General features: G+C 71.8%; 12 protein-coding genes. 5 read left to right on the top strand and 7 right to left on the bottom strand.

Annotated elements, in window-relative coordinates; all coding sequences use genetic code 11:
• Positions 1 to 97 precede the first annotated feature (97 nt).
• Positions 98 to 469 carry a glycine cleavage system protein GcvH gene (gene gcvH / locus CFK41_RS10745; RefSeq protein WP_096799645.1) on the bottom strand — a complete coding sequence of 124 codons (372 nt, stop codon included), beginning with the start codon at positions 467 to 469 and terminating at the stop codon, positions 98 to 100.
• A 58-nt stretch (positions 470 to 527) separates the two neighbouring features.
• Positions 528 to 1,661 carry a glycine cleavage system aminomethyltransferase GcvT gene (gene gcvT / locus CFK41_RS10750; RefSeq protein ID WP_096799646.1) on the bottom strand — a complete coding sequence of 378 codons (1,134 nt, stop codon included), beginning with the start codon at positions 1,659 to 1,661 and terminating at the stop codon, positions 528 to 530.
• Positions 1,662 to 1,863: 202 nt separating this feature from the next.
• Between gcvT and CFK41_RS10755 the strand changes: the two genes are divergently transcribed.
• Positions 1,864 to 2,436, top strand: a complete 573-nt coding sequence (locus tag CFK41_RS10755; protein WP_227873046.1) for a GNAT family N-acetyltransferase — start codon at positions 1,864 to 1,866, stop codon at positions 2,434 to 2,436.
• 49 nt (positions 2,437 to 2,485) lie between these two features.
• On the opposite strand, the gene CFK41_RS10760 is transcribed toward CFK41_RS10755, so the two are convergent.
• The gene (locus tag CFK41_RS10760; RefSeq protein ID WP_096799648.1) at positions 2,486 to 3,718 is read right to left on the bottom strand and encodes an arginine deiminase; all 1,233 of its coding nucleotides are present in this window, start codon (positions 3,716 to 3,718) and stop codon (positions 2,486 to 2,488) included.
• 176 nt (positions 3,719 to 3,894) lie between these two features.
• Here CFK41_RS10760 and CFK41_RS10765 point away from each other — a divergent pair, with 176 nt between their 5' ends.
• Positions 3,895 to 4,740, top strand: a complete 846-nt coding sequence (locus CFK41_RS10765; RefSeq protein WP_096799649.1) for an aldo/keto reductase — start codon at positions 3,895 to 3,897, stop codon at positions 4,738 to 4,740.
• Positions 4,737 to 5,516, top strand: coding sequence for an SIR2 family NAD-dependent protein deacylase (locus CFK41_RS10770; protein WP_096799650.1), 780 nt, complete (start codon positions 4,737 to 4,739; stop codon positions 5,514 to 5,516). Before CFK41_RS10765 ends, CFK41_RS10770 begins: the two co-directional genes overlap by 4 nt.
• Positions 5,517 to 5,564: 48 nt before the next feature.
• On the opposite strand, the gene epsC is transcribed toward CFK41_RS10770, so the two are convergent.
• Both epsC and cysK read right to left on the bottom strand, forming a co-directional pair.
• Positions 5,565 to 6,152 (bottom strand): serine O-acetyltransferase EpsC, encoded by a 588-nt coding sequence (epsC, locus tag CFK41_RS10775; protein WP_096799651.1) that lies wholly within the window; start codon positions 6,150 to 6,152, stop codon positions 5,565 to 5,567.
• An 11-nt stretch (positions 6,153 to 6,163) separates the two neighbouring features.
• A complete protein-coding gene (gene cysK / locus CFK41_RS10780; RefSeq protein WP_096799652.1) occupies positions 6,164 to 7,093 on the bottom strand; it encodes a cysteine synthase A in 930 nt (309 codons plus the stop codon).
• Between the two features lie 198 nt (positions 7,094 to 7,291).
• Here cysK and CFK41_RS10785 point away from each other — a divergent pair, with 198 nt between their 5' ends.
• Complete coding sequence (locus tag CFK41_RS10785) at positions 7,292 to 8,836, top strand: DUF5129 domain-containing protein (protein ID WP_096799653.1); 1,545 nt, start codon at positions 7,292 to 7,294, stop codon at positions 8,834 to 8,836.
• A gap of 19 nt (positions 8,837 to 8,855) precedes the next feature.
• On the opposite strand, the gene trpS is transcribed toward CFK41_RS10785, so the two are convergent.
• Both trpS and CFK41_RS10795 read right to left on the bottom strand, forming a co-directional pair.
• Entirely contained in the window at positions 8,856 to 9,932 is a 1,077-nt protein-coding gene (gene trpS, locus CFK41_RS10790; RefSeq protein WP_096799654.1) for a tryptophan--tRNA ligase, read from the bottom strand.
• Positions 9,929 to 10,948, bottom strand: a complete 1,020-nt coding sequence (locus CFK41_RS10795; RefSeq protein ID WP_151904735.1) for a LacI family DNA-binding transcriptional regulator — start codon at positions 10,946 to 10,948, stop codon at positions 9,929 to 9,931. The genes trpS and CFK41_RS10795 overlap by 4 nt, the downstream gene beginning before the upstream one ends.
• Positions 10,949 to 11,105: 157 nt before the next feature.
• Between CFK41_RS10795 and CFK41_RS10800 the strand changes: the two genes are divergently transcribed.
• Entirely contained in the window at positions 11,106 to 12,380 is a 1,275-nt protein-coding gene (locus tag CFK41_RS10800) for a sugar ABC transporter substrate-binding protein (protein WP_096799656.1), read from the top strand.
• Positions 12,381 to 12,383 lie beyond the last annotated feature (3 nt).

The following is a 12,383-nucleotide window of genomic DNA, read 5'->3' on the forward strand; positions in this document are numbered from 1 at the left end:
GAGAGTTCGTGCGGCGGGAGGTGGGTGGCGGATCACCGGCGCACGACGGCGCACGGCACCGCTCGGGGCGGCCGTGCGGCGGCCGCCCCGAGAACGGTCAGGACTGGGTGAAGGCGGCGTAGTCCTCGGCGCTGAGCAGATCCTCGGGGATCGACTCGAAGCTGACCTTGATCAGCCATCCCTCCTCGAAGGGCGAGGAGTTGACCAGCTCCGGGGAGTCGACCACGGCCTGGTTGATCTCGGTGACGGTGCCGTCGATCGGCGAGAAGAGGTCCGAGACCGACTTGGTCGACTCGATCTCGCCCATCTCGGTGCCGGCGCTGACGGAGCCGTCGACCTCGGGCAGATCGACGTAGACGACGTCGCCGAGCTGGTCGGCGGCGAAGTCGGTCACGCCGATGACGGCGACGCCGTCGGACTCGACGCGGACCCACTCGTGGTCCTTGCTGTAGCGGAGCTCTGCAGACATGGGATGGTCCTTCCTGGGGACGGGGATATCGGGGGAGATCAGGGGCTCGGTCGGAGGGTCAGGGGCGGGAGTAGAACGGCATCGCGACGACGCGGACCGGGAGGTCCTTGCCGCGCACGTTAGCCACCAGCTCGGTGCCGATCTCGGCGGAGCCGGGCACCACGAAGGCCATGGCGATGGGGTGGCCGAGGGTCGGGGACAGCGCACCGGAGGTGATCGTCCCGACGGCGTTCCCCGCCGCGTCGCGCACCTGGGCGTCGGCGCGCGCGGCCCGTCGGCCCTCGGCGACCAGACCGACCAGGACCGGCTCGTCGGAGACGTCCGCGGACTCGACGCCGGCGCGGCCCACGAAGTCCCCCTTGGACGTCAGGGCGACGACGCGGCCCATGCCGGACTGCGCGGGGTGCAGGTCCCGGCCCAGCTCGTGGCCGTACAGGGGCATGCCCGCCTCGAGCCGCAGGGTGTCGCGGCAGGCGAGCCCGCAGGGGACCAGACGCTCGCCGCCGGCGACGGTCAGCTGCTCCCACAGCGCCGCGGCGAGCTCGTCGTCGACATACAGCTCGAAGCCGTCCTCGCCGGTGTACCCGGTGCGGGCGATCAGCATCTGCTCGCCGCGGTAGGTGCTCTGCGCGACCCGGTAGTACTTCATGCCGGTGATGTCCTCGGCGCTGAGCCCCTCGACGCCGCTGTCCGCTCCGAGGAGGGCGTCCAGCAGGATCTGTTCGCTCGCCGGGCCCTGCACGGCGATCAGCGCGGTGCGCGCGGAGGCGTCGTCGATCTCGACGTCGAAGCCCTGCGCCCGGGCGCTGAGCTCGGCGGAGTCGACGTCTGCGTTCGAGGCGTTGGCGACCACCAGGAAATGCTCCTCGGCGAGCCGATAGGTGATGACGTCGTCGATCACCCCGCCGTCCTCGGTGAGCAGCAGCGAGTACTTCGCGCGCCCCACGGACATCGCGGACATCTTCCCGGCGAGTGCGTGGTCGAGGGCGTCCGCGGCCTGGGGACCGCGCAGATGGATCTCGCCCATGTGGCTGAGGTCGAAGAGACCGGCGCTCTCCCGCACCGCTCGATGCTCCGCGAGGTCCGAGTCGTACCGGACCGGCATGCGCCAGCCGGCGAAGTCGGTGAACGTGGCACCGAGCGATTCGTGGACCGACTCGAGGGCGGTGCTGCGGAGGTCCTGCTCGGCCATGGTGCTCCTTACTCGTCCTGGGGCGGTCGTCGCCCGGTCGCTGTCTCGCACAGCGGGGCGTCGTGACGACCTGTGCGCCACGTCGCTGTGCCGCGGCTTCACCATACCGCCCGGCACCGAGGAACGGCGCCGGGGCGTGGACGACCGGGCGGTCCGGGCGGAGGTGCCTGTCCGGGGCCCCGCAGCGAGTACCGTGGTGCTCGTGACAACCGAAGGCACGACCGAGTGGCCGGTACGGATCCACAGCCCGCGGCTGGTGATCCGGCCGCCGGGCGACGCCGATCGCGCCTCGATGATCCGGCTCATGACCGACCCCGTGACCAGGGAGTATCTCGGCGGCGCCGTGGACTACGCGTCACGACAGGCGCTGGAGCTCTCGCCGCTGGGCCTGACCTGGGGACGCTGGGTCCTCGCCCTCGCCGGGGGCGACACCATGATCGGGTCGATCACCCTGGGCTACGACCGCGGGGAGCTCGAGCTCTCCTATGCGCTGCTCCCGGAGTGGACGGGGAGGGGCTTCGCGGCGGAGTCCTGCATCGCCCTGCTCGGCTGGGCGCGTCAGGAGCTCGAGGACGAGCAGGTGATCGCCGTCAGCCAGACCCGCAACAAGCGCAGCGTGGCCCTGCTGCGCAAGCTCGGCTTCACGGTGCGCAAGGGGCTCGAGGAGTTCGGCAGCCAGCAGCTGCTCATGGAGCGCGACCAGCTCGAGCCGCTGCCGGAGTACGCCCAGCCGCTCCAGACCGCGGCCGACCCGCCGCCGCCCACCCGCCGCTGAGCGGAGCGGCGCAGCTCGGACAGCAGGGATCCTCCTCGCCCGGGCTCGCTCAGCCGCGCGCCACCGGACAGCTCATGCATCGGGGGCCGCCGCGCCCCCGGCCCAGCTCGTCCCCGGCGAACTCGAGGACCTCGACGCCCTGGGCGCGGAGGTACTCGTTGGTCGCCGCGGCGCGCTCATAGGCGACCACCCTGCCGGGCGCGAGCGCGAGCACGTTGCAGCCGTCGTCCCACTGCTCGCGGGCCGCGGCGTACGCATCCAGCGGAGGGGTCAGCACGCGCAGCGACTCGACCCCCAGACCGCGGGCGAGCACCTGGTCCATCTCGTCGGCCGCGCGGGCCCGGGAGACCAGACGGCCCGCGGGGCGCTCGATCTCGAAGGTCTCCAGCTGCCCCAACGGGCCGAACCGCAGCATCGACTCCTCGTCGACCACGGTGGTGACCGTGTCGAGGTGCATCATCGATCGCCGATGCGGGAGGGCGATCGCGATCACCCTGTCCACGGTGCCGTCGGCGAGGAGATCCGCGGCGAGGCGCTCGACGCCGACGGCGCTGGTGCGCTCCGACATGCCCACCGCCACCACGCGCGGCGACAGCATCATCACGTCACCGCCCTCCACGGTCGCCGCCCCGGCGCCGTCGCTGCCCACGATGCGTCGCGGCGCGGCCGCTCCCCCGAAGGCGGGATGGTGGCGATAGATCATCTCCAGGTGCAGGCTCTCGCGCCGACGCGCGGGATGGCGCATCGGGCTGACCGAGACCACGTCCCCGATCCATGCCGAGGGGTCGCGGGTGAAGAGGTGGTTGGGCAGAGGATCCAGCACCAGGTGCTCGGGCGGCACCCGGTGCAGGGCGATCGATCGCGGGTTGACGCCGAGGTCGCGCAGCTCGCCGACGGTGATCCCGCCGATCAGCACGTCCACGAGGGGCAGCGGTGCGAGCTCGGCGAGCGCGCCGTGGAGGTCCTGCACGGCGATGTCGCCGAGCACCGCAGGGTCCAGGGCCCGCTCCAGCAGCTCCTCGCGCAGAGCCGGCTCGGCGAGCAGATCGGCGAGCAGACCGGTCAGCTCGAGCACCTCGACGCCCTCTCCGCGGAGCAGCTCGGTGAACGCCCGGTGCTGGACGTGGGCTCGGCCGCGCCAGAGCACCTCGTCGAAGAGGAGCTCCTCGCGGGTGTCGGGCGTGAGCCGTTCGAGCTCCGGCCCCGGACTGTGCACGATCACCCGGCGCAGTGCCGAGATCTCGTCGTGCACGCCGACCGGGAGCGCGCCGCCCGCCGTCATGCGTCTGCTCGCTGCCGCGCCGTCGCTGCCATGGGACTCCTCCGGTCGGGATCTGCGTGCACGCTAGCACCGGGCTCACCGCTCCGGCGGCGGAACCGGTCTGTCCGCGGTGCACGACGGGTCCCCGGATCGATACGCTGGTGGGGTTCGCACCCGTTCCGCTCCAGGAGGACCCTGTGACCGCTCCCGCGCTGTCCATCCCCACCACGCCCCTCGCCGACGGCACCGCCTTCCCGCTGCTCGGCCTGGGCACCGGAAACCCCAAGGGCTCCGAGGGAGCCGAGGTGGTCGCCGCCGCGCTGCGCGAGGGCTACCGCCTCGTCGACACCGCCGCCCAGTACGGCAACGAGGCCGCGGTGGGCGAGGGCGTGCGCCGCTCCGGCATCGACCCCGCCGAGATCCTCGTGACCACCAAGATCGCCGGCGGCGACCAGGGCCGGGACGCGGCCCGTCTGGGCTTCTCCGAGTCGCTGCGGCGCCTGGGGCTGCCCTCGGTGGCACTGCTGCTGATCCATTGGCCCAACCCCTCCCGCGGGCTCGCCCTGGACACCTGGCGGACCCTCGTGGACCTCAAGGAGGAGGGCCTCGCCCAGCACATCGGCGTCTCGAACTTCCGGCCCGAGCAGCTCCAGGAGCTGTTCGACGCCACCGGCGTGTGGCCCGAGGTCAACCAGATCCAGTTCTCCCCGGCGCTGCCCCGCCAGACCTCCCTCGCCTTCCACCGCGAGCACGGGATCGTCACCGAGGCCTGGGGGCCGCTCGGCGGTCGCGAGGGCGTCGGCGAGCAGTTCGCGCTGCGCCGCGTCGCCGAGAAGCACGGGGCCACCACCTCCCAGGTCACCCTGCGCTGGATCCGCGACCAGGAGGTCGTGGCGATCCCCCGCTCCTCGAACCCGGAGCGGCGCCGCCAGAACGCGGAGCTGGACCAGCTGGTCCTCGACGACCAGGACCGCGCCCTGCTGGCCTCCCTGGACCTCGGGGAGGACGCCGCCTGGGACTCCCGCGAGCACGAGGAGTGGTGAGAGCGGGCGACCGCTTCGTCCCGGGGCCGGCGCATCGGGAGATCGTCTTCCTCACCGGCTCCGGGATCAGCGCCCGCACCGGTCTGGGGACCTTCCGGGGCCCCGACGGCCTGTGGGCCCTCGAGCCCGAGACCGAGGCGGCGATGCAGGCCTCGTGCCTGCCGGACTCGCTCCCGCAGCTGTGGCAGGTCTGGGGCAGGATGGCGCGGATCGCCCGTGATCACGGCCCGACGCCGGGACATCGGGCGATCGCCCGTCTGGGCGCCCCGGTGATCACCCAGAACATCGACGGCCTGCATCAGGCCGCGGGCAGCGCGGTGGTCTCCGAGCTTCACGGCAGCGCGCTGCGCGCCGCATGCCTGGGAGATGACTGCCGATGGACGCTCGCCGTGGAGCCGGGCGAGGGTCCGCGCGCCGAGGACCACGGCGTGCCCGGTCGCTGCCCGCGGTGCGGTGCGCCGACCCGCCCCGACGTGGTGCTCTTCGACGAGCAGCTCCCGTCGGCCGATCTGGGGCTCGCGATGGAGCTGGCCCAGCGGGCGGACCTGTTCGTCGTGGTGGGGACCAGCGGGGTGGTGTTCCCCGCCGCCCAGCTGGCGCCGATGGCGGCCTCCCACGGTGCGACGACGGTGCTGATCGACATCGCCCCGCCGGTCGGATCGCGCACGCTCTTCGACCATGTCCTCGCGGTGGACGCCCACGAGGTGCTGCCGGACTGGGAGCGCCGCATCCATCAGGTGGGCGGGACCTCGTTCCTGGATCCCTTCCCGGGCTGATCCATCCCGAGGTTCCGCGCCGGACCGCATCGGGGACCCGATCGGCGCTCAGATCCAGATCGCGGGATCCATCTGCTCCTCGGGGTGGGCGCCTCCCCGACGCACCGTGGCGGGGATCCCCACGGCGGTGGCGTGCGCCGGGACGTCCTTGACCACCACGGCGTTGGCGCCGATCTGCGCGCCCTCACCGATCACCACCGGCCCCAGCACTCGAGCGCCGGCGCCGATGGTCACCCCGTCCTCGACGGTGGGGTGGCGCTTGATGCGCTCCATCGACCGGCCGCCGAGGGTGACGCCGTGGTAGAGCATCACGTCGTCGCCCACCTCGGCGGTCTCCCCCACCACCACCCCCATGCCGTGGTCGATGAAGAAGCGGCGGCCGATGCTCGCCCCGGGATGGATCTCCACGCCCGTGATCGAACGGACGCCCTGCGCGAGGACCCGCGCAGGCAGGCGCGCCCCGCGCTTCCACAGGCGGTGGGCGATCCGATGGCTCCAGATCGCATGCAGGCCGGGCGAGGTGAGCAGGACGGAAAAGTCGTCGGTCGCGGCCGGGTCACGACGACGCGCCGCCGCGAGGTCCTCGCGGACCGTCGCGACGGCGCCCATCACCCGATCCATCGGGCTCGTGGTCATCTGGCCGCGGCTCAGTCCGCGAGCTCGGCGTACAGCGGGGTGGAGAGGTAGCGCTCCCCGAAGGAGGGGACCACGACGACGATCGTCTTGCCGGCGAACTCCTCGCGGGAGCCGATGCGCACGGCGGCCTCGATGGCGGCGCCGGAGGAGATGCCCACCAGAAGACCCTCGGTGCGGGCCACGGAGCGGGCGCGCTCCATGGCGGTCTCGGCGTCGATGTCGACGACCTCGTCGTAGATCTCGCGGTCCAGGATGCTGGGGACGAAGTTCGCGCCGAGGCCCTGGATCTTGTGGGGGCCGGGCTGGCCGCCGTTGAGGATCGCGGACTCCTCGGGCTCGACGGCGATGATCTTCACCTCGGGCTTGCGCTCCTTGAGCACCTGGCCCACGCCGCTGATGGTGCCGCCGGTGCCGATGCCGGCGACCAGGACATCGACGGTGCCGTCGGTGTCGTTCCAGATCTCCTCGGCGGTGGTGCGGCGGTGGACCTCGACGTTGGCCGGGTTGTCGAACTGGCGCACCTGGACCGCGCCGGTCTCGGCGGCGATCTCCTGGGCCTTCTCGACGGCGCCCTTCATGCCCTTGGGGGCCTCGGTGAGGATGAGCTCCGCGCCGTAGGCGCGCAGCAGCATCCGCCGCTCCTTCGACATCGACTCGGGCATCGTGAGGATGACCTTGTAGCCGCGGGAGCTGCCGATCATCGCGAGCGCGATGCCGGTGTTGCCGCTGGTCGCCTCGACGATGGTGCCGCCGGGCTGGAGCTCGCCGGACTTCTCGGCGGCGTCGATCATGGCCACGCCGATGCGGTCCTTGACGGAGCTGGCGGGGTTGTAGAACTCGAGCTTGGCGACGATGGTCGCCTTGACGTCCTCGCCCAGGCGGTTGAGCTTCACCAGCGGGGTGCGACCGACCAGCTCGGACACGTTCTCGTAGATGGGCATGCTTCTCCTCGACATCGGGGGCGCCCGCTCGGAGCGCGACTCTAAGGTCTTCTTGGCCCGATCATAACCGGGCACGGCACGGCGGGGTCCAGGTTCCCGGAGCGTGGAGCTGGATTGCTCTCCTCCTCCTCTCCTCCGGGGCGGTCACCGACCTTGGTCGGAGCCCCTTCGCCGTGCCCATTCCCTAGTCTCCAGGACATGGCCCCGCAACTCCAGACCGCTCCCCCGCCCGATGCCCGCTCGGTCCGCGCCGTCGCCGCCACGTCGCTGACGGCGGCGCTGCTGCTGCTCCTCGCCGCGCTGAGCCCGTTCGGCGCCGCAGCGCTCGCGGTGCCGCCCGGCGCCGTGACCGTGCACGACACGACGGGGACGGTGGACAGCACCGGCCTCTCCGAGGATCTGGCCCAGGTGGACTTCCGTCGCGAGGTCGATCTGGTGGTCCTGGTCGTGGACGTCACCGATCATGGGCACTCGTCCGCCGAGGACACCGCCCTGAACGACACGGTCCGGGACGTCGCCCAGGAGGACCTGACGGAGCTGCTCTCGGCGGATGGCGACCACTTCGCCGACGGCACGGTGATCATCGCGCTGGATCCCGACAACCGGTTCCTGGGCACCTATGCCGGAGAGGATGTGAAGCTCTCCGACGACGGCTTCTCCGCCGTGCAGGACGCCATGCGCGGGGACGCCCGGGACGCCGACTGGGAGGCGACGCTCGAGGCCGGGGCGGAGAAGTACGCCGCTCTGCTGGACCGCCCCTGGTGGCAGCATCCCGTCTCTCTGGTCGCCGCCGCCGTCGCAGCGTGCGCCGCAGCGGCCACGGGGATCGGGATCCTGGGACTGCGCCGGGGAGCTCGACGCCGGGTCGATGAGGCCCTGCCGCGATACGGCGAGGTGCTCTCCCGCCGCGAGATCACCGACTCCGCCGCCCGCACGCTGCCCGCCACCTCGCCCTATGCACAGGCGGTGCTGCGACAGCATGAGACCTACACCGAGCAGATCAGCACGGCCGAGCGCCTGCACGCCGATCTTCCCGTCGAGCAGGACCGCACCTGGGGCTGGGGATTCAGCTCCGAGCAGCGCCGGATCGCCCACGAGTTCTCGAGCACCGTGGAGAGCCTGGACGAGGCGGAGGGCGAGATCATCGCCGCCGCGGATCTCCTGCACCGGATCGGGCAGTGGCGTGCGGCCTGGGACCGGGAGCTGGAGCCGCTGCGCGACTCCCTCACGCAGCTGGACGAGCTGACCGCGGATCCCGGCGCGGACGGGGCCTCTCCCGAGGAGGAGGCCGCGCTCGCCGAGCTGAGGGCTCTGGGCGAGGACGCGTCCGCGGAGATGGATTCCCTGACCGCGCGCCTCGAGGCCGACGAGATCGATCCGGACTCCGCGCTCGAGGCCCTGGACACCCTCACCCGTGAGCTCTCGGCGGCCGTCGCGCGGCTGCAGGGCCACCGGATCAACCACCTCGCCGAGGACGAGGAGGAGGCGGAGGTCCTGCGCGAGGCCGCCGAGGAGGTGGAGGACTCCGACTACCGCACGCTGCGCGGGCGTCGGCATGTCCTGGAATCCCCGGCCGGCCAGGACCAGTTCTGGAACCTCAGCCCGGTGCTGTGGTACGCGAGCTGGCGGCACGAGTCCACCGGCGCACTGGACATCTACCGCAACCCGCCCAGCTCGAGCGGCTCCACCAGCGGTTATTCGGGCGGCGGGTTCTCCGGCGCCGGCAGCTCGAGCCGCTTCTGAGGCCCGACTCCACGAAGGGTCAGTACACCATCCCCATGAACTCGCGGACCTTCGCGAGGGTGGCATCGGCCTCGGCGTTCGCCTTCTCGTTGCCCGCACGGAGCACGTCGAAGAGGTAGCCGGGATCCTTCTCGAGCTCGGCACGGCGGGCGCGGATCGGCGCGAGATGCTCGTTGAGCACCTCGGCGGTGTAGAGCTTCAGGGTGCCGGCGCCGCGGCCCCCGATCTCCTCGGCGATCTCCTCCGGAGTCCGCCCGCTCGCCTGGGACGCGATGGTCAGAAGGTTCGCGACCTCGGGTCGACCCTCGGGATCGTAGGTGATCTCCCGATCGGGGTCCGTCTTCGCCTTCTTGAGCTTCTTGAGCGTCTCGTCGGGGTCCATCCGCAGCATCACGGTGTTGCCGCGGGACTTGCTCATCTTGTGCTCGCCGTCCAGGCCCAGGATCGTCGGGGACTCGGAGAGCAGCGCATCGGGCTCGGGGAAGAAGGCCTCTCCCCCGGCGTAGCGCTCGTTGAAGCGGCGCGCGATGACGCGGGTCTGCTCGATGTGCGGCAGCTGGTCGCGGCCCACCGGCACCAGGTTGCCGTGGCAGAACAGGATGTCCGCGGCCTGATGGACCGGATAGGTCAGCAGCAGCCCGCCCATCGCGGACTTCCCGGCGGCGGCGAGCTCGTTCTTCACCGTGGGGTTCCGCTCGAGCTCGGGCTGGGTCACGAGCGAGAGGAACGGGAGCATCAGCTGGTTCAGCGCCGGCACCGCGGAGTGGGTGAAGATCGTCGAGCGCTCCGGATCGATGCCGACGGCCAGGTAGTCCGTCAGCAGCTCGCGGACGGAGCCCTTGATGTCCCCGATCACCTCACGATCGGTGATGACCTGGTAGTCCGCGACGATCACCCACGTCTCCACCCCGGAGTCCTGGAGCCGGACGCGGTTGCGCAGCGAGCCGAAGTAGTGGCCGACGTGCAGGGCGCCGGTGGGGCGGTCACCGGTGAGCATGCGCAGCCCCGAGGGGTCGGACCGGATCTTGTCCCAGATCCGGTCGCTGCGCTGCTGGGCGGTGTCGTAGCTGGTGCGGGTGTCGTTCGGTGCGGTCACCGCTCCATGCTAGCGGCCCCGTCGGGTGCCGCCGCCGTCGAGCCGCGCACGATGAGCTGGGGCCGGACCACGACCTCGGTGCGGGCGGGCCGGCGCGAGTCCTCGCCGCCGCCCAGTGCCGAGCGCACGGCGGCCCGGGCGATGGAGCCGACGGCCTGGCGCACGGTGGTCAGCGGAGGGCTGGTCAGCGCGGCCCAGGAGACATCGTCGTACCCAGCCACGGAGACGTCCCGCGGCACGTTCAGCCCCTGGGACCGGACGCCTTCGAGCGCACCCGCCGCCATCACGTCCGAGCCGCAGAGGATCGCCGTGGCGCCGCGGTCCACGAGGTCGCGCGCCGCCTCGTAGCCGCCGGCGTAGGAGAAGTCGGTGAAGGAGACCGGCTGCTCCTCCTGCCCCCACTCGGCGGTGACGGCCTCGAAGACCCGCAGCTTCTCGCGCACCGGCCAGGTGTGCTCGTCGCCGACCGCGAGGCCCACCCGCTGGTGGCCGAGCTCCTGGAAGTGGGTGAGCACGGAGCGCACCGCATGCTCCTCGTCCGTGGAGAGGAAGGCCGCGTCGAGCTCCTCGCGCACGCCGTTGACGAGGACCAGCGGGGTGCCCGCGGCGGTGATCCCCCGGTAGTGGTCGATCGGCCCGCGGTGCTGGGCGTGGTGGCCGGAAACGACGATGATCGCGTCGACCCCGCATTGCAAGAATCGTTGCAAGAACTCGTGCTCGCGCTCCACCGTGCGGGCCCTGATGGCCACCAGCGCGGAGGCGCCGCGCTCGAAGAGCTCGGCCTCGATGCGCTCCACCCAGGCGGCGAAGACCTGGTTGTCCAGGTCGGGCACGAGCACGCCGACGAGCGGCCCCGACCCGACCTGGACCGGCCCCGGATCCCGACCCAGCCGTCGGGCGATCTCCTGCACTGACTGGCGGGTCGCCTCGTTGACGCCGGCCTTCCCGTTCAGCACGCGCGAGACCGTCGCCTCGCTGACCCCCGCGGCCCGGGCGATGTCGATGAGACGCGCCATCCCGGCCTCCTTCCCGGCCGCACGCATCCTCACGTGTGGCCGAATCGATACCTGCAAGTTCTTGCGCATTCTTGCACAGAAGGTGCTTCCCGGCCTACTGTGTCCGCATCGAGCGCCGCCACGGCCGGCGGGCGCTCCGCGATTCAAAGGAGAACACGTGCTGATTCGTCGAAAGAGTTTCCTCGCCCTGAGCGGCCTCGCCGTCGGGACGACCCTGCTGGTCGCCTGCGGCGGCGGTTCCGGATCCGGCTCCGACGCCGGCGGTGACACCGGAGGCGGCGCGTCCGACAGCGGCGGCGGCGATGCGGCCGGCAAGCTGGTGATCTGGGCCGACGAGGAGAAGGCCCCCGCGCTCGAGCCCTCGGCGAAGGCCTGGGGCACGGAGAACGGCATCGAGGTCGTCGTGGAGGTCGTCCCCGGTGACGAGCTGCAGGGCAACTTCGTCACCGCCAACCAGGCCGGCAACGGCCCGGACGTCACCATGGGCGCCCACGACTGGATCGGGAACCTCGTGCAGAACGGCGCGATCTCCCCTGTGCAGCTGCCCGCCGACGTCGCGGACACCATCGCGCCGATCGGCATCGAGGCCGTGACCTACGACGGCCAGACCTACGGCGTCCCCTACGCCGTGGAGACCCTCGCGCTGTACGCGAACCACGCGCTCACCGACGTCCCGGAGCCCAGCTCGCTCGAGGAGCTCATCTCCGCCGGGAAGGCCGGCGGCGCGGACAACATCCTCTCGCTCCCCATCGGCGAGTCCGGCGATCCGTACCACATGCAGCCGATCTACACCTCGGCCGGCGGCTACCTGTTCGGCAAGGACTCCGAGGGCAACCTCGACCCCGCCGACCTCGGCGTGGGCAAGGAGGGCTCCCTCACCGCGGCGGACAAGATCGCCGAGCTCGGCACGCAGGGCGTGCTGAAGAACTCCATCACCGGAGACAACTCGATCTCCCTGTTCGCCGAGGGCAAGTCCGCCTACCTGATCTCGGGCCCCTGGGCGCTCGCGGACGTCCGCAAGTCCGGCATCGAGTTCACCGTCTCCGCGATCCCCGGCTTCGAGGGCATGGAGCCGGCGGCCCCCTTCGCAGGCGTGAACTCCTTCTACGTCGCCTCCGCGGCCAAGAACGCGGGCTTCGCCCAGCAGTTCATGACCGATGTCGCGAGCTCGCCCGATGTCGCCAAGGCGATGTACGAGGCCAACCCGCTGCCTCCGGTGAACCTGCAGCTGCGCGAGGACATCGCGGGCTCCGACGAGCACGTGATGATCTTCGCCGAGGCCGCGGAGTCGGCCGACCCGATGCCCGCCATCCCGGCGATGGCGGCGATCTGGGAGCCGCTGGGCATCGCCCAGGCCAACATCGTCGGCGGCGCCGATCCGCACGCGACCATGACCAAGGCCGGCGAGGAGATCGCCGCCGCGATCGGCTGATCC

Source organism: Brachybacterium ginsengisoli, assembly GCF_002407065.1.
Classification (GTDB): Bacteria; Actinomycetota; Actinomycetes; order Actinomycetales; family Dermabacteraceae; genus Brachybacterium; species Brachybacterium ginsengisoli.